A 15,189-nucleotide genomic window follows, 5' to 3' on the forward strand; every position below is an offset into this window, starting at 1 on the left:
AGTGGCGCGCGGGCTCCTCTACGATCGTCCACGTGTGCGCAAACGTCATAGTCGCCGAAGACGACGAGAAGCAGGCCGAACTCGTACGTCGCTACCTCGAACACGAGGGTCACACGGTCACGGTCGTCGGGGACGGCCTCGCGGTCCTCGCCGAGGTCCGGCACCGGGAGCCCGATCTGCTGGTCCTCGATGTGATGATGCCGCGGGCCGACGGCCTGGACGTGGTACGGGTGCTGCGCGCCGAGCAGCGGGAGGTGCCGGTGCTGATGCTGACGGCCCGCAGCACCGAGGACGATCTGCTGCTCGGTCTGGACCTGGGCGCGGACGACTACATGACGAAGCCGTACAGTCCGCGCGAGTTGATGGCGCGCGTGCGGACACTGCTGCGCCGCACCCGGCGAGTGGCGACCGCCGAACCTGCCGGGGACCAGGCACTGAGGGTCGGCGCGCTGACGGTCGACCCGGTACGGCACGAGGTGTCGGTCGAGGGCCGGTCCGTGGAGTGCACCCCCGGTGAGTTCCGCATTCTCGCCGCCATGGCGGCCGAGCCCGAACGGGTCTTCACGCGGCAGCGGCTTCTGGAGGAGCTGCACGGCTTCGACCGGTACGTCAGTTTCCGTACCGTCGACGTACACATCATGAACCTGCGGAAGAAGATCGAACCCGCGCCGCGTCGGCCCGCCCGGCTCCTCACCGTCTTCGGTGTGGGCTACAAGCTGACGGACCCTACAAGGAACACCACGCATGCGTCGTCGTAGCGGGGTGGACGACGTGTCCCCTCGCCGTGAACGGCGGGCGCGGCTTCGCGACGGGCATCGGACCGCTCATGAGCAGCGGGCGCGGCTACCGCTGCGCAAGAGTCTGTTCGGCCGTCTGCTCGCGGTGTCGGCCCTGGTGGCGGCATGTTCGGTGGCCGCGACCGCCTGGATCGCCGTACAGACCACCTCCGGCGCCATCAAGCAGGAGCAGGGGCAGAATCTCACCGCCGACGCCCGGATCTACAACACCCTGCTCGGATACGCGGCGACCCATCCCACCTGGGACGGCGCCGACAGCACCGTGCGCGACCTGGCGCGGCGGTCCGGCCGGCGGATCGCCCTCACCACCGAGCAGCGGCGGCCCCTCGCCGATTCCGCCGGCCAGCCGTCCCCGCCCGCGCTGCCGCCCCAGGCGTCGGCGATCGTCGATCCGCTGTCCATGGACACGGCGCTGTCCCAGACAGTGGGCCGCACGGGTGCGACGGCCGACCGTGTCGACCCGCGCGCGGTGGGTCCGTTCCGGCTGCCCGCGGCCGAACGTACGGCGTTGCGGCGTGCCGCCCAGCAGAGTGTGGCGTGTCTGAGCCGGTCCGGGGTGGCGGCGGACGCGGTCGAGGGACCGAGTGGTCGCCCGCGCATCGAGGTCGTCGGCAACGATCCCGACCGGATGGACGGCACCCGGTGCGCGGGCGACGACCTGGCCCGCCCGACAGCGACCGAGCGCAAGGCGCTGGGGGAACTCAACCAACTGGCCAACGCCTGCCTGAAGCGTCAGGGCCGCGCGAGCGTGCAGCTCAATCTGGACCTGTCCTGGGGTGCGCGCCCCGAACCGGTGCCGGCCGCGCGTGAGGAGTCCCGGGTGGTCTCCCCCGTACCGAGCGTCCGGACCGGCGACGACGACCGGGCCACCGCCTCCTGTGTCGGCACGGCCCGTCGCGAACAGCTCAGCTCCTATGTCGCCTCACCCGCGCTGCTGTTCATCGGCGACGAGAGCAGTACGACCGTGCCCGGCTTCGATCTCTCCCCGGCGAACACCGCGAAGATCGCGGGTGCCGCGGCGCTCGTCCTGGCGCTCACCGTCGGGGCCACGATGCTGGCCGGGGCCCGGCTGGTACGGCCGCTGCGCGCCCTCACCGGTGCGGCACAGCGGATGCGGGACGGGGACGACTCCGCGCCCGTGCGGGTCACCGACGACAGCGAGATCGGGCGGCTCGCCGCGGCCTTCAACGACATGGCCGCCCACCGCGCCCGCCTCGAAGGGCAGCGCAAGGACATGGTCAGCGATGTCGCCCATGAACTGCGCACCCCGCTGAGCAATATCCGCGGCTGGCTGGAGGCGGCGCAGGACGGCCTGGCGGAGCCCGACCCGGCGTTCATCTCCTCGCTGCACACGGAGGCCGTGCAGTTGCAGCACATCATCGACGACCTCCAGGATCTGGCCGCGGCCGACGCGGGTGCGCTGCGACTGCACCCCGAGCCGATGAGTGCCGAGGAGGTGCTGGGCCAGGTCGCCGCGGCCCACCAGGCGCGGGCCGAGACCGCGGGAGTCACGCTGACGGTCCTGCCGGCGGCGGCCGGTGCCCCCGCTGCCGAGCTGACGGCCGACGCGGTCCGGCTGCGTCAGGCCATCGGCAATCTGGTCTCCAACGCGATACGTCACACCCCGGCGGGTGGAAATGTCACCTTGCACACCTACGTCTCCGGGTCCGCGACGGACGAGGTGACGGCGCATGACGTCGGGGCGGGCGAAGTCGTGACGGCGGGCGGCGCGGTGAGCGACGCGGTGACCGGCGACGTGGTCGTGGAGGTCACCGACACGGGCAGCGGCATCTCGGCCGGCGATCTGCCCCATGTATTCGACCGCTTCTGGCGTGCCGAGAAGTCCCGCAGCCGCCGCACCGGTGGCAGCGGGCTGGGCCTGGCGATCGTACGGAAACTGGTCGAGGCGCATGGCGGCTCGGTGAGCGCGGTGAGCATCGAGAGCCGGGGCTCGGTGTTCACGCTCCGGCTGCCGATGTCTCCCGTGCGCACGGGGCCGGGAGAGTTCGGCTCGGCGACGGTGGCGGGAGGCTTGGCGGAGCACGGACCGGACCGGGCCTGATGCGATGACCACAACGTTCTGACAGCTTCTTCATAACTTCACGCCAGCCTGTCGGCATGCCTCGCGCCCGGTGCGAACCGATGACCGGGCACCTTTGAGGCCGACCTGGAATGGAGCCATCCCATGTCCCACCGCCTGTCCCTGCGTACCGCAGTCCTCGCCGCCGTGGCGGCCGGCGCGGTACTCGTCCCGTCCGCCGCGGCCTTCGCCGACAGCACTCCCGCGGCGTCGGCCCCGGCCGTCGAGCGGTCCGCCGCGCCCGCGCGGGCGGCTCAGCCGTCGGTGGTGCCGCGTGGCGGCGTCGCCGCGGGCGACCGTCCCACCCCGGTTCCGGCCGTCGAGCGAGCCGGCGCCGCCAAGGGTTCGCCCGCCGTCACCCCGCGCGGTGGCGTCGCCGCGGGCGAGCGGCCGGCCGGTACCTCGGGCGACAGCACCACCGCCCTCGCCGGTTCGGCCGCCGCCGCTCTGCTGGTCGCGGGAGCGGGCACGGTGGTGCTGCGCCGACGTTCCGCCGCACAGCGCAACGGCTGAAACCGCCCGCGCCGCAGCGTCTTCACGGCAACCGACCGCGCAGCACGGCGGTTGACGCGGTAGGCAGTTGACCACACGTCGATCGGCGCACAACGGTCGACCGCCGGCAACGGCCGCACCTCCCCCTGGTGGGGGGGGGGCGCCCCCGCGGGCCGCCCCCCCCCCCGGCCCCCCCCCCCCCGGGGGCCCCCCCCCCCCCGCGGCCCCCGCCACTGCCGATCTCCGTCCCGATCTGGAGCCCCCATGTCCCCCACGCCTCCCCCGTTCTGGCGCGCCGCGCTTCCGGTGGTCATCTGCCTCGTCCTCACCGGTTGCTCCTCGGAGGCCGTGGACGCCGCGTCCGACGCACCGGGCAGCACGGCGAGTACTCCTCCCCATGCTGCGAGGGACACCGGCCCCGACGGCACCGGGAAGCACAAGGGGTCCGAGCCCGCAGCGGCCCCCGTCCGGCTCAGCATCGCTTCGATCGGGGTCAACACCCCGCTGATGCGGCTCGGTCTGAACGAGGACGGCACCGTCCAGGTCCCGCCCGCCGAGCAGGGCATGACGGCCGGCTGGTACACCGGTGGCGTCGCCCCCGGCGAGCGTGGCGCCGCGGTTCTCATCGGACACAACGACACCCGTTTCGGCAAGGCCGTCTTCCACGATCTGAAGAAGATCACCAAGGGTGCGGACATCGCGATCCGCAACGACCGGGGAGCGGAGATCCACTTCCGGGTCACCGGCACCGAGTCCGTCAGCAAGAAGGCCTTCCCGACCAAGAAGGTCTACGGCGCCACCGACGAACGCGTGCTGCGTCTGATCACCTGCGACGGCGCCTTCGACGCACAGGGCCACCCCGTCGACAACCTCATCGTGTACGCCGCACGGAGCTGACGGCCACCGGCACCGCCTCCCCCGGCCCGCACCGCTGTGTCCCTGCCCAACGGTCGGCCCGGCCACTGTCGGTGCACCTGTGGATAAGCGCCCGTGCGCTCACCCGAATCCCCTTCGACGCTCGCCGATGCCGGACTGGCCGGGGCCCATACCGCCCCGGGCACGAAGCCGTCCGAAGGGACGAACGACGTGATCAAGGAGCAGAGCGCGCCCTGGATGGCGCCCAGTTGGGGCACGGACTACGCGTACACGAATCCCTCCAACCACTACCCCAGCCGTCCCGATGTGCGCTCACGCTGCCCCGCTGGCTGCTAATTTTACAGTGATCACGTGCGGTTCCTGGTGGGGGGAGTCCGCTGGGTTCAGAAGGCGGGCTACAGATATGCAGATCTCTCAGATCCTGGACAAGGTCGACGCAGGCGACATCGCTCTGCCGGAATTCCAGCGCGGCTATGTATGGACCCGCGATCAAGTGCGCGGCTTCTTCCAGTCGTTGTACCGGGGGTACCCGATCGGCGGCTTCCTCACTTGGAGCACCAAAGCCGAAAAGGCCGACACACGAGGCGGCTTGTCCGGCAAGGACGGCACGATTCAGCTCCTGCTGGACGGACAGCAGCGGGTAACCACTTTGTACGGCGTGACCCGCGGCCGGCCACCCCGCTTCTTCGAGGGCAACTCCTCGACGCTGGCCGGGCTGCACTTCAATCTCCAGACCGAGGCCTTCGAGTTCTACGCGCCGGGGAAGATGAAAGGCAATCCGGTCTGGGTCGATGTCTCGGCCCTGTTCCAGGGTGGCCTGGGCAGCCAACTGCTAGCCGTCACGCAGCTCGCGGGCCAGGACGCGGTGCTGCAGGGGGCGTACATCGAGCGGCTCAACCGGATCACGCAGATCAAGGATCGCACCGTCCATGTCGACGAGGTCACCGGTGCGGACAAGACCATCGATGTCGTCGTGGATATTTTCAACCGCGTGAATTCGGGTGGTACCAAGCTCTCCAAGGGAGACCTGGCTCTGGCCGCCATCTGCGCGAGCTGGTCAGCGGCACGGCCCACCATGAATGAGGCATTGGGCAGTTGGTCCGCAGCTGGATTCGACTTCAAGCTCGACTGGCTGCTGCGTAACGTCAATGCCGTACTCACCGGCGAGGCCCAGTTCTCAAAGCTCGCGGACGTCGATGTGACGCTGTTCCGTACCGGTTTGACGGAGACCGTCGATTCCATCTCCTACCTGCTCAACGCGCTCGGCGGACGTCTTGGGCTCGACCATGGGCGGGTTCTGAGCGGCCGGGCCGCATTCCCGGTCATGAGCCGTCTGCTTCACCACCACGGTGGACGGTTCCCGGATGCCATGACCCGCGACCGCCTCTTCCACTGGTACGTCCACAGCTTCCTGTGGGGTCGTCACACCGGAGCCACCGAGACCGCGCTCAACCAGGACCTGCAAGCGATCGACGACGGTGGTGTCGACCAGCTGATCAATGTGCTGCGCCGCAGTCGTGGCGGTCTGCTCAAGATCCGTCCCGATGACTTCGTCGGCTCCAGCATGGGCTCCCGCTTCTATCCCCTTCTCTACTTGCTGACGCGGGTGTACGGCGCCCAGGATTTCGTCAGCGGCGTGCCCCTGCGGGACGGCATGCTCGGCCGCCTCAGCTCTCTTCAGGTACACCACATCTTCCCCAAAGCCCGCCTCTACGAGCACGGATACAGCCGCGCCGAAGTGAACGCCGTAGCCAACTTCTGCTTCCTCACCCAGGACACGAATCTACGGATCGGGGCAAAGAATCCGGCCGAGTACCTGGAAGAGATCGAGATCCACATGCCTGGCTCGCTAGCGACGCAGTGGATCCCCATGAATCAGGAACTCTGGCGGATCGAGAACTATCCGGATTTCCTGGCGGCCCGACGCGAACTACTGGCCGGAGCAGCCAACGACTTCCTCCAGGCCCTCCACGACGGCCCCTCTCCTGTGGAACTCCAGGCGTCAACCGCTGTCACCACGGTGCAAACTGCCGTGGCAGTGACCGACTCGGATGACGACGAGGAGATCCCAGGCCTGGCTGCCCTCCTGTCGGAGCTCGCGGAGGCGGGCCTGGCCGCACCAGAGCTGGACAGCGAGGTGAGCGACCCCCGCACGGGCGCCGCCATCACCGTCGCTGCTGCCTACTGGCCCCAGGGGCTCCAGGAAGAGGTGGGCGTACCCGTAGTCCTCGCCCCGGACACCACACTGCAGGAGCAGGCCGCGTTGGAAGCCGGCGACTACCGCGTCTTCCACAGCACGGACGCCCTGCGCCGCTTCATCGGCAACGCCCGAGCGGAGCACGTAGTGGCCTGACCTGGTGGGTCCGGGATGTGGGCGCCACTGCTGCGAACCGGCGTTCCCGAAGGTCCGGGCGCGCGATCTGGCGCCTACTGGCCGCGGATCCGGCGGCCTGCCTCCGTGCCGGGTAGAGGATCGCGTCGGCGACCCGGCCGCCGGAGTCCTTGACGCCGCCGCTGAAGTTGAGGCGCCCGGTCGCACCCGACTTCGCTGCCACGCCGTCCCAGTAGCGGGCCTCGCGCTCCCACTTGATGCCGGAGAGCAGCCTGGGCAGTTCGTCGGCGCCCAGCGCGTTCACCGGGTCCGCCCACGCCGTGGTGTGGTGCACGGCGATGCCCAGGCCTGCCAGCACGGCCGGTGCGGTGAGGGCGCTGCGCGAGACGAAGTGGTCGCTGCGGTCGGCGATCAGGCGGGCCAGCAGCGGCACGACGCTCTGCTCGACCTGCTCGGCGCTCGACCCTGCGGGCAGTTCGTCCTCGTGGACCGTCTCCGCCGAGCGGGACAGCCCGCCGCGCCCGTAGATCGCCGTGATCACGAGGGCCCGGAGCGCGGACAGGGTGATGACCTCGGCGTCGGTCTTGCCCACCTGCCGCTTGCCGGCGTTGACGAGCTTGGTGAACGGTACGAACTTGCCGTCGACGTCGACCTTGACGGCGTCGGCGACGCGGTGCGCGAGGCGGGTGGCGAAGTCCCGCTGGTCCATGGACATGGCCAGGTTCTTCGCGACCACGACGCCCTGCACGTTGCGGTCGTAGAAGATCTGTCGCGCATCGGCCACGGTCAGGTCCACGTGCAGCTCGAACGGCACGCGCGCCTGGGCGAGTTCGGCGTACGTGAGCCCGTACCGCTCGGGGTCGTCGTACAGCTCGTGCCATGCGGTCGTCTGCGTCTCGCCGTCGATGGCGACCACCGAGGTGCCAGGTGTGATGGTCAGGGTCCGCAGCCCGGCGCCGGGCAGCAGCTCGTCGCTGAGCGCGGCGAGCGGTCCGGCGTGCCAGAAGGTGATCGGCGGGGTGGACCAGCCGGCACCCAGCTCCCCGTTCACGCCGTCGGCGATGTACTCGGCGTACGAGCCGACGTTCTTCCCCTTCTGCGTGGACTTCAGCGCCCGCTGCACCAGCGAGCGCAGTTCGGCATGGCGGATCGACACGATCGCCGGCATGGGACGGCAATACTTCGGGCCCGACAAGGGGTTCAAGTCCAGCCTGGACCGCAGCGCGCGCCGGGCGGCCTGGCGGTGATCCGCCGCGAGGAGGGCGTGGACGAGTAGTCCCGCTACACGCTGGGAGGGTCCCGCCGTTGCGCCTGTACGGCACGCGGCGGGACCCTCCTGGCGGTTCGGTGTTTCAGCCGACGGCCCGGACCAGCCCTACAAGCCCTGCCCACGCTTCGGGTCGTACGGTCAACATGGGGCCGCCGACCTGCTTCGAGTCACGGATGTGTACGTGCGTGGCCGCAGTAGCGACCTCCACACAGTCGCCGCCCTCTGCGCCGCTGTAGGTGCTCTTGCGCCAGGCGACCTCTACGCACTCGCCGCCTTCAGCCCCGCTGTAGCTGCTCTTGAACCAAGCCAGCTCCCGCATGGCAGGAGCATCGGTGGTGTTCATAGATCTCCCAGCAACTTCTCGATGAATCCCAGAGTCTCTCGCGGAGTGAGAGCCTGACTCCGGATGATCCCATAGCGTGCTGCGGCCAACCGTGTCTCGTCCCGATCAGTCAGCAGATTGCTGCGCCCCTGACCCTCCATGTAGACGAACTGCTCTCCACCCTTGCGCGTGATGACTGTGAAGGGGCCGTCCACCCCCGCGTTGTCGTCGCGATCCAGCGGCATCACTTGGATCTCCACGTTGCGGTTCTGGCCGAACAGCAGGAGTTGTTCGAGCTGCCCTCGTAGAACGTCCCCGCCACCGAGCGGCCTTCGAAGGACTGGCTCCTCCATCACAAAGCTCAAGAGAGGAGCGGGCCATCGGCTGAAGATCTCTTGCCGCGCCAGACGTGCAGCTACTCGCAGCTCGATGGTTTCCTCGTCCAGCAGCGGGCGACGCATGGCGAGCACCGCGCGCATGTACTCCTCTGTCTGCAACAGGCCCTTGACCATGTGCGTGTCGTACGCGCACAGCTCCACCGCCTCCGCCTCCAGCCGCGCCATATCCCTGAAGAACGCCGGGTACTGCGCCCGAGCGACCTCCTTCTTCAACGCCAGCAACAAGCCCCCGGCCTCCAGCATCGCATCCGCCTTGTCGATGAACGCCGGCTGCGGGATCCGCCGCCCCTGCTCGAACGACGCGACGGACTGCGCCGCGTACCCCACCCGCTTCCCGAACTCCGCCCGGTCCAGCCCTGCCCGCAGACGTAACAGCTTCAACTGCCGCCCGAACGCAGTCATCACCCCGGCCCCCGGCTCGTCCTCCGGCCGTTGCCCGGACTCGGAGCCGCCATCCGTCCCCGTACCCGCACCCGTCTCGTCCTGCGTCATCGCCACCGCCTGTCCCACGTACGTACAAGCCGGACGCACGCCACGTACAGCCAGCCCGCGACGGCGCGTCACGCCTGGTCACGCTACGCCACCAAGCGGCAACGTGGAGCCATGACCAGCAATCCACCACTCCCCGTACGCCCCATCCGCACCACCCAACCCCGCCTCCCCTGGCACCACTTCACGATGCGCTTCAGCTCCACTTCACGCGGCGCCCGTCTCGCCCGGCGCCTGGCCGGCGAGCGGCTCGACGCCTGGGGCATCCCGTACGGCAACGACACGCACGACACACTGACGCTGATCGTCGCGGAGCTGAGCGCGAACGCCGTGAGTCACGGCCACGTGCCCGGCCGCGACTTCCGCCTCCACCTGTCCGCCGAAGGCACCGCCCTGCGCGTCGAGGTCACCGACACCCGCGGCGAGAAGGTGCCTGTCGTCAGCGAACCGTCGGGCGACCTGAACGGAGGCGGAGAAGGAGGCCGCGGCCTGCTCCTGGTGGCCGCGCTCGCGGACCGTTGGGGCTGGTACCCATGCGCGGACGGACCGGGCAAGACGGTGTGGGCCGTGTGTTCCGTGAGCGTCCTGGCGGCGCCCTCGCCGTAGGCCGGCCCTGACCCGTGCCCCCTGGCCCGTGACCCGTGACCGGAAAGAGGCGCCCCGTGCGCCTCCGTACCGCTGCCACTGGACTGAAGATCGCCCCACCAGGGACACTTGCCCTCCACCATGTCGAGAGCCGGTCCAGCAGCGCACACCGGCCGGCGCACGCACACACGGGGGCAATGTGCCGCAGCAGCAGCCGATCGCGGGTCGGTACGAGCTTCTGGAGCCGCTCGACAACGGCGGCATGGGGGACGTGTGGCGCGGCTACGACGCCGTGCTCGACCGGCCCGTCGCCGTGAAGCTGATCCGACAGCAGGCCGTCGTCGGTTCGCCGCAGCTGGCGGAGGAGTTCGCCAAGCGCTTCCGCCGTGAGGCCCGCATCACCGCGCGGATCCAGCACCCCGGCGTGCCGCAGGTGTACGACGCGGTGCTCGACGACACGTACGAGCGGCTGTTCCTGGTCATGGAGCTGGTGGACGGGGTGTCGCTGTCCGCGTACATCCACCCGGAGCGGCTGCTTCCGGTCAGTTGGGCGGTGGCGGTGGCGGCGCAGGTCGCCACCGTGCTGTCGTACGCGCACGAGGTGCCGGTGATCCACCGCGCCCTCAAGCCCAGCAACGTCCTGGTCGCCCGCGACGGGACGGTGAAGGTCCTCGACTTCGGGATCGCGGCCATCCTTCGGACCGATGCCACCAAACTGACCGCGACCGGCAGCCCCATCGGCACCTACCAGTACATGGCGCCCGAGCAGGTACGCGGCGGGCGGACCTCCCCGCAGACCGATCTGTACGCCCTGGGCTGTGTCCTGCACGAACTCCTCGGCGGGCGGCTGCTGTTCACGGCGGACAGCGAGTACATGGTGATGCACCAGCACGTCAACGCCGCCCCCACCCCGCTGCGGACGCTGCGTCCCGAAGGAGCTGGAGGACCTCGTCCTGCAGCTGCTGCTCAAGGCGCCGGAGGCGCGGCCGGCCGACGTGCAGGAGGTGTACGAGCGACTGCGGCCGTTCCTTCCGCCGCCTGGCGTGAAGCCCGCGCCCGGGGAGGCGGGACCGGCGGGGGCGCCGGACCCGACCGGGATCTTCCGCCACCCGTATGCGCCGCGCGCCCGTGCGGGGCCGGCCCGGTCCACGCCCGCGGCAGCCGACCCGAACGAAGGGCAGGCCGCGCCCGGTCCCGTACCCGTACCCGCGCAGTTGCGTGCGGAGATCGACGAGGCGTATGCGCACTCCGACGCGCTCCTGGACGAGGAGCGGTTCGCGCAGGCCGCCGAGGTGCTCGGGGAGATCACCGAACCCGCCGCCCGCGCGCTCGGTGCGGAGAGCCGGAAGGTCCTGGAGCTGCGGACCCGTCGGGCCGCGATCCAACTGCTCGGCGGAGACTACCGGGCTGCTCTGCCCGAGTTCGACGCGCTGGCGGACGCGTACGCGCGCACCGGCGGCCCCACCGGCGAGTCGGCGCGCGCCTGTCGTACCCAGGCCGCACGCTGCCGCGCCGAGCTCGGCCAGGTCACCGACGCGCTCGCCGCGCTGCGTGGTCTCCTCGACGTCGTGGGGACCGTCGACAGCGACCTCAGCGAGGAAGCCGTCGAGCTGCGCCGCGACATCGGGATGCTGCTGCTCGCCCAGGGCCAGGCGGCCGAGGCTCATCGGATTCTTCGGCCGCTGCACGATGACCTGTGTCTGGTCTTCGGGCCCGGCGACGAGATGACCGAAGAGGTCGGCGAGGCGCTGGCTCTGATCGGTCTCGACCTCGACGGGCCGGCCGCCTGACCCCCATCGTCAATCCTCAGTTCGCTTCCCCGGAGAGTCCGCCCCATGCCCCACCTCGCGTTCGACATCGGTTTCTGCGCCCAGCTCGGCAAGCTTCAGGGCAGCGTGAAGCAGGGGGTGTTCGATGCCTGGGAGAAGTTCGAACGCCTCACCCTGGACCAGCTGTTCAAGGATCCCGGGCTGAAGCTGGAGAGCTTGAAGCGCGCGCGTGATCCTCATATCCGGACCATCCGGATCGACCAGGGGACGCGTGGTGTCGTCCTCGCACCCGACAGCGGCGACACGTACGTACTGCTCCGCGTGATGCCGCACGACAAGGCGATCGACTGGGCCATCAAGCAGAAAGCCAGCATCAATACCGTCACTCGGGCCGTCGAGATCCGCGACATCGCGATGCTCGACGAGCTCACCCCCGCGTACGAGCGCATCGCTCCCGCTCCCGACCGGCGGTTGTTCGCGAAGGTGTCCGACGGGGACCTGACGGCGCTCGGCATCGACGAAACCACCTTGCGCCAGGCACGCGCGCTCACCGACCTCGAACAACTGGAGGTCTTCGCACCGTACTTCCCGCAGGACCAGCGCGAAGTCCTCGAATACCTCGCCGCGGGCTTCACCGTGGAGGAGGTGTGGCGGGACGTGGTGTCCGTCAGCCTCTCCGCCAGGCCCGCCGACGACGCGCCTGTGGACACCGGCGACTTCGCCGCCGCCATCCACCGCACCCGTACCCGGATCGCGCTCGTCACCGCATCCGAGGAGCTGCGCGACATCCTCGACAAACCGTTCGCGGCCTGGCGGGTCTTTTTGCACCCCTCCCAGCACAAGGTCGCCTACCGGGCCTCGTACTCCGGGCCCGCGCAGGTCACCGGCGGGCCCGGAACCGGAAAGACCGTCGTCGCGCTGCACCGGGTGCGCCATCTGCTGGGGTATCTGCGTGACGGCGACCGCATCCTGCTGACCACGTACACCAATGCGCTGGTGGGCGCGCTGCGGACCGGTCTCGCCACCCTGGTGGAGGACGAGACGCTGCGTGACCGGGTGGACATCATGACGGTCGACGCGTTCGCCGGCCGCGTCGTGTCGACCGCGCGGCGGCCGCTGCGGGGCGGCGAGGAGGAGACGCGGTGGGCGCGGGCCGCGAAGGCCACCGGGTTCACCGGCACCGCGCAGTTCCTCGCGCAGGAGTACAAGCACGTCGTCCTCGCACGGAATCTGCGGACCCTGAAGGAGTACGAGGACTGCGAGCGGCGCGGACGCGGCAGCGCGCTGCCCACCTCGGCCCGCGTGCTGGTGTGGCGCACGATCGAGGAGTTCACCGGGCGGCTCACCGCCGACGGGCTCCGCACCTACCTCGGTACCTGCGCGGAGGCCGCGGATCTGATGGAGGCCGGCGGCCCGCGCTACCGGCACGTGGTCGTCGACGAGGCGCAGGATCTGCACCCCGCGCAGTGGCGGCTGTTGCGTGCGGCGGCCCCGGCGCGCCCCGACGACCTGTTCATCGCGGGCGACCCGCATCAGCGCATCTACGACTCGAAGGTGTCGCTGAAGTCCGTCGGGATCAAGGTGGCCGGCCGGTCGACGAAGATGCGCAAGAACTACCGTTCCACGCACGAGATCCTCAGCTGGTCCACCGCGCTGCTCGTCGGCCGGCCCTTCGAGCAGCTGGCGGACGACGCGGCGAACGAGACCCTGCTGGGCTACCGCTCGGCCCTGCACGGCAACGGGCCCGAGGCGCGCGGGGCGGAATCGGAGGAAGCCGAGCTGGACGCGCTCGTCGCGCGCGTCCGTGGTTGGCTCGACAGCGGGATCGCCCCGGGGGAGATCGGGGTGAGCGCCCGGTTCAACAAGAACTGCGACAAGGCGGCGCATCGGCTCAAGGACGCGGGCATCCCTGCCACACGCCTGCGGGGCGATGTCCCGTCCGGCGCGGACGCCGTTCAGGTCGGCACGATGCACTCCTTCAAGGGGCTGGAGTTCCGTTGCGTGGCGGTCATCGGTGTGAGCGACGGTGCGCTGCCGTATCCGCGTGCGGTGACCCCGGCCGAGATCGACCGGCTCCAGCACGAGTCGGACCTGCTGGCGGAACGCTGCCTGCTGTTCGTGGCGTGCACGCGGGCCCGGGACGGGCTGCATGTGTCGTGGTCGGGCACGCCGAGCGAGTTCCTGATGGAGGCCGGGGTGTGTCAGGCCTCATAGGTGGGAGGACCGGTCCGGGAGTGCGTTGCAGCGCCATGGCATCCGTTTTCCCGCGTCCGAATCGGTTCTTCCGACGCGCCGCTATGGTATGGCCGGCCAAGCCGGCATCTGCCTCGACGCATACGCCCGATGGGCCGCATCCAGGAGAGAGATGCGGCCCCTCGGCTGTGCGGATTGCGCCGTGGTCCGGTCGGCGGCGGTCATGGGCAGACCCGTCGTTCGTGCTTCTCGCGTCCGAGGGCCCGGCCTTCGTCAGAAGAAGACCCCGCAGCGCAGTAGCACGTTCGCGTACGGCCGCGCTTCCCCGGTCCGTACCACCAGCCGGGCACCGGCCGAGAGCACCTTGAGTTCGTGGTGCGATACGTGGGCGAGTTCCGGAAGGCGCTCGTCCAAGAGCCGTGCGGCCTCCGGGTTGGCCTTCCGGACCTCGTGCGCCGCCGTCGCGCCCTCCACCACCAGTTCGCCCAACAGCCCGTCGAGCACCTCGGCGAACGACGGGACACCGGCCCGGAAGGCCAGGTCGACAACCCTGGGACCGGCCGGAATGGGCATGCCCACGTCGCAGATCAGTACCCCGTCGCCGTGGCCCAACTCCGCCAGTGCCCCGGCGAGATGGCGGTTGAGGATTCCTGCCTTCTTCACGGCCCGGAGACTTCCTCTGCGGTCGGGAAGGACGCCTGCGCGCCGTGTCTGGTGACGGCTGCCGCGCCCACCCTGACGGCGAAGGCGGCAGCTTCGGTGAGCTCCTCGCCCTGCCCCAGGCGCCAGGCCAGAGCGGCGGTGAACGCGTCACCCGCCCCGGTCGTGTCCACGGCCTCGACCTCGGGGCTCGGGACGGTGACGAACGCACCCGTACGGCTGTCGGCGACGAGTGCGCCTTGTGCCCCCAGCGTGACCACGACCGACCGCGGACCGGACGTGAGCAGCGCCCGCGCCCACTCCTGAGCCGTGCTGCCCGCCGCTTCTCCCAGTATGGAGCGCGCCTCGTGCTCATTGACCACCAATGGGTCGCAGACGGCGAGCACGGAGTCGGGCAGCGGCGCGGGCGGAGAGGGGTTCAGTACCAGCCGGGTTCCGGGTGACATCGCACCCGCCACCTCGGCGACGGTGTCCAGCGGGATCTCCAGTTGCACGGAGACGACCCGGGCCGCCTCGAAGAGGGGCCCGGCCGCCCGGATGTCCTCCGGGGTCAGCCGGCCGTTGGCCCCGGGCGACACCACGATGCTGTTGTCTCCCGAGGGGTCCACGGTGATCAGTGCGACTCCGGTCGGTGCCCCGCCCACGAGGACGCCACGGGTGTCGACTCCCGCCGCCCGCTGCGACTCCAGCAGCAGGCGACCGTGGGCGTCGTCGCCGACCCGGGCCAGCAGGGCGGTGCGGGCCCCGAGACGGGCGGCCGCGACCGCCTGGTTCCCTCCCTTGCCGCCCGGATGGACGGCCAGATCGGAGCCGAGCACGGTCTCACCGGCGGCGGGGCGGCGTTCGACCTCGATGACCAGGTCGGCATTGGCCGAACCCACGACCAGCAGCTCGTACCGGTCGTACTCGTTCTCGTGCATCATTCC

The 15,189-nt window shown here is 70.2% G+C and carries 13 protein-coding genes and 1 pseudogene; 9 read left to right on the forward strand and 5 right to left on the reverse strand.

Going from position 1 to position 15,189, the window contains the following annotated elements; translation table 11 throughout:
- The first annotated feature begins 32 nt into the window (after window positions 1-32).
- The 6 genes from ABZ826_RS26405 to ABZ826_RS26430 all read left to right on the forward strand — a co-directional run bounded on the left by ABZ826_RS26405 (window position 33) and on the right by ABZ826_RS26430 (window position 6,598).
- Window positions 33-758 carry a response regulator transcription factor gene (locus ABZ826_RS26405; protein WP_361453124.1) on the forward strand — a complete coding sequence of 242 codons (726 nt, stop codon included), beginning with the start codon at window positions 33-35 and terminating at the stop codon, window positions 756-758.
- Window positions 745-2,859 carry a HAMP domain-containing sensor histidine kinase gene (locus ABZ826_RS26410; RefSeq protein WP_361453127.1) on the forward strand — a complete coding sequence of 705 codons (2,115 nt, stop codon included), beginning with the start codon at window positions 745-747 and terminating at the stop codon, window positions 2,857-2,859. Before ABZ826_RS26405 ends, ABZ826_RS26410 begins: the two co-directional genes overlap by 14 nt.
- 123 nt (window positions 2,860-2,982) lie before the next feature.
- A complete protein-coding gene (locus ABZ826_RS26415; RefSeq protein WP_361453130.1) occupies window positions 2,983-3,390 on the forward strand; it encodes a hypothetical protein in 408 nt (135 codons plus the stop codon).
- A 243-nt stretch (window positions 3,391-3,633) separates the two neighbouring features.
- Window positions 3,634-4,266, forward strand: a complete 633-nt coding sequence (locus tag ABZ826_RS26420; RefSeq protein WP_361453133.1) for a class F sortase — start codon at window positions 3,634-3,636, stop codon at window positions 4,264-4,266.
- Window positions 4,267-4,359: 93 nt separating this feature from the next.
- Complete coding sequence (locus ABZ826_RS26425; RefSeq protein ID WP_361453136.1) at window positions 4,360-4,581, forward strand: hypothetical protein; 222 nt, start codon at window positions 4,360-4,362, stop codon at window positions 4,579-4,581.
- Between the two features lie 67 nt (window positions 4,582-4,648).
- Complete coding sequence (locus tag ABZ826_RS26430) at window positions 4,649-6,598, forward strand: DUF262 domain-containing protein (RefSeq protein ID WP_361453139.1); 1,950 nt, start codon at window positions 4,649-4,651, stop codon at window positions 6,596-6,598.
- Here the strand turns inward: ABZ826_RS26430 and ABZ826_RS26435 are convergent.
- From ABZ826_RS26435 to ABZ826_RS26445, 3 genes are all read right to left on the reverse strand, one after another.
- On the reverse strand, window positions 6,561-7,745 hold the full coding sequence (locus ABZ826_RS26435; protein ID WP_361453142.1) for a DNA sulfur modification protein DndB: 1,185 nt from the start codon (window positions 7,743-7,745) through the stop codon (window positions 6,561-6,563). The two genes, ABZ826_RS26430 and ABZ826_RS26435, sit on opposite strands and share 38 nt — an antisense overlap.
- A gap of 184 nt (window positions 7,746-7,929) precedes the next feature.
- Window positions 7,930-8,190, reverse strand: coding sequence for a DUF397 domain-containing protein (locus tag ABZ826_RS26440; protein WP_361453145.1), 261 nt, complete (start codon window positions 8,188-8,190; stop codon window positions 7,930-7,932).
- On the reverse strand, window positions 8,187-9,059 hold the full coding sequence (locus ABZ826_RS26445) for a helix-turn-helix transcriptional regulator (RefSeq protein ID WP_361453148.1): 873 nt from the start codon (window positions 9,057-9,059) through the stop codon (window positions 8,187-8,189). Before ABZ826_RS26445 ends, ABZ826_RS26440 begins: the two co-directional genes overlap by 4 nt.
- Before the next feature lie 111 nt (window positions 9,060-9,170).
- Between ABZ826_RS26445 and ABZ826_RS26450 the strand changes: the two genes are divergently transcribed.
- The 3 genes and pseudogenes from ABZ826_RS26450 to ABZ826_RS26460 all read left to right on the forward strand — a co-directional run bounded on the left by ABZ826_RS26450 (window position 9,171) and on the right by ABZ826_RS26460 (window position 13,624).
- On the forward strand, window positions 9,171-9,662 hold the full coding sequence (locus ABZ826_RS26450; RefSeq protein ID WP_361453151.1) for an ATP-binding protein: 492 nt from the start codon (window positions 9,171-9,173) through the stop codon (window positions 9,660-9,662).
- A gap of 178 nt (window positions 9,663-9,840) precedes the next feature.
- Window positions 9,841-11,431: pseudogene (locus tag ABZ826_RS26455) on the forward strand (protein kinase).
- A 45-nt stretch (window positions 11,432-11,476) separates the two neighbouring features.
- Window positions 11,477-13,624, forward strand: a complete 2,148-nt coding sequence (locus ABZ826_RS26460; protein WP_361453154.1) for a UvrD-helicase domain-containing protein — start codon at window positions 11,477-11,479, stop codon at window positions 13,622-13,624.
- Window positions 13,625-13,876: 252 nt separating this feature from the next.
- Here ABZ826_RS26460 and rbsD read toward each other — a convergent pair whose 3' ends face one another.
- Together rbsD and ABZ826_RS26470 are read right to left on the reverse strand one after the other, a co-directional pair.
- On the reverse strand, window positions 13,877-14,266 hold the full coding sequence (gene rbsD, locus ABZ826_RS26465) for a D-ribose pyranase (protein WP_361453157.1): 390 nt from the start codon (window positions 14,264-14,266) through the stop codon (window positions 13,877-13,879).
- The gene (locus ABZ826_RS26470) at window positions 14,263-15,183 is read right to left on the reverse strand and encodes a ribokinase (RefSeq protein WP_361453276.1); all 921 of its coding nucleotides are present in this window, start codon (window positions 15,181-15,183) and stop codon (window positions 14,263-14,265) included. The genes rbsD and ABZ826_RS26470 overlap by 4 nt, the downstream gene beginning before the upstream one ends.
- Window positions 15,184-15,189 lie beyond the last annotated feature (6 nt).

Source organism: Streptomyces sp. NPDC047515 (assembly GCF_040643055.1).
Classification (GTDB): domain Bacteria; phylum Actinomycetota; class Actinomycetes; order Streptomycetales; family Streptomycetaceae; genus Streptomyces.

Bases quoted from the DNA above. Each gene is read 5' to 3' on its own strand.
- ABZ826_RS26410 (WP_361453127.1), top strand. From the start codon at position 745: ATGCGTCGTCGTAGCGGGGTGGACGACGTGTCCCCTCGCCGTGAACGG.
- ABZ826_RS26415 (WP_361453130.1), top strand. From the start codon at position 2,983: ATGTCCCACCGCCTGTCCCTGCGTACCGCAGTCCTCGCCGCCGTGGCG.
- ABZ826_RS26420 (WP_361453133.1), top strand. From the start codon at position 3,634: ATGTCCCCCACGCCTCCCCCGTTCTGGCGCGCCGCGCTTCCGGTGGTC.
- ABZ826_RS26430 (WP_361453139.1), top strand. From the start codon at position 4,649: ATGCAGATCTCTCAGATCCTGGACAAGGTCGACGCAGGCGACATCGCT.
- ABZ826_RS26435 (WP_361453142.1), bottom strand. From the start codon at position 7,745: ATGCCGGCGATCGTGTCGATCCGCCATGCCGAACTGCGCTCGCTGGTG.
- ABZ826_RS26440 (WP_361453145.1), bottom strand. From the start codon at position 8,190: ATGAACACCACCGATGCTCCTGCCATGCGGGAGCTGGCTTGGTTCAAG.
- ABZ826_RS26445 (WP_361453148.1), bottom strand. From the start codon at position 9,059: ATGACGCAGGACGAGACGGGTGCGGGTACGGGGACGGATGGCGGCTCC.
- ABZ826_RS26450 (WP_361453151.1), top strand. From the start codon at position 9,171: ATGACCAGCAATCCACCACTCCCCGTACGCCCCATCCGCACCACCCAA.
- ABZ826_RS26460 (WP_361453154.1), top strand. From the start codon at position 11,477: ATGCCCCACCTCGCGTTCGACATCGGTTTCTGCGCCCAGCTCGGCAAG.
- ABZ826_RS26470 (WP_361453276.1), bottom strand. From the start codon at position 15,183: ATGCACGAGAACGAGTACGACCGGTACGAGCTGCTGGTCGTGGGTTCG.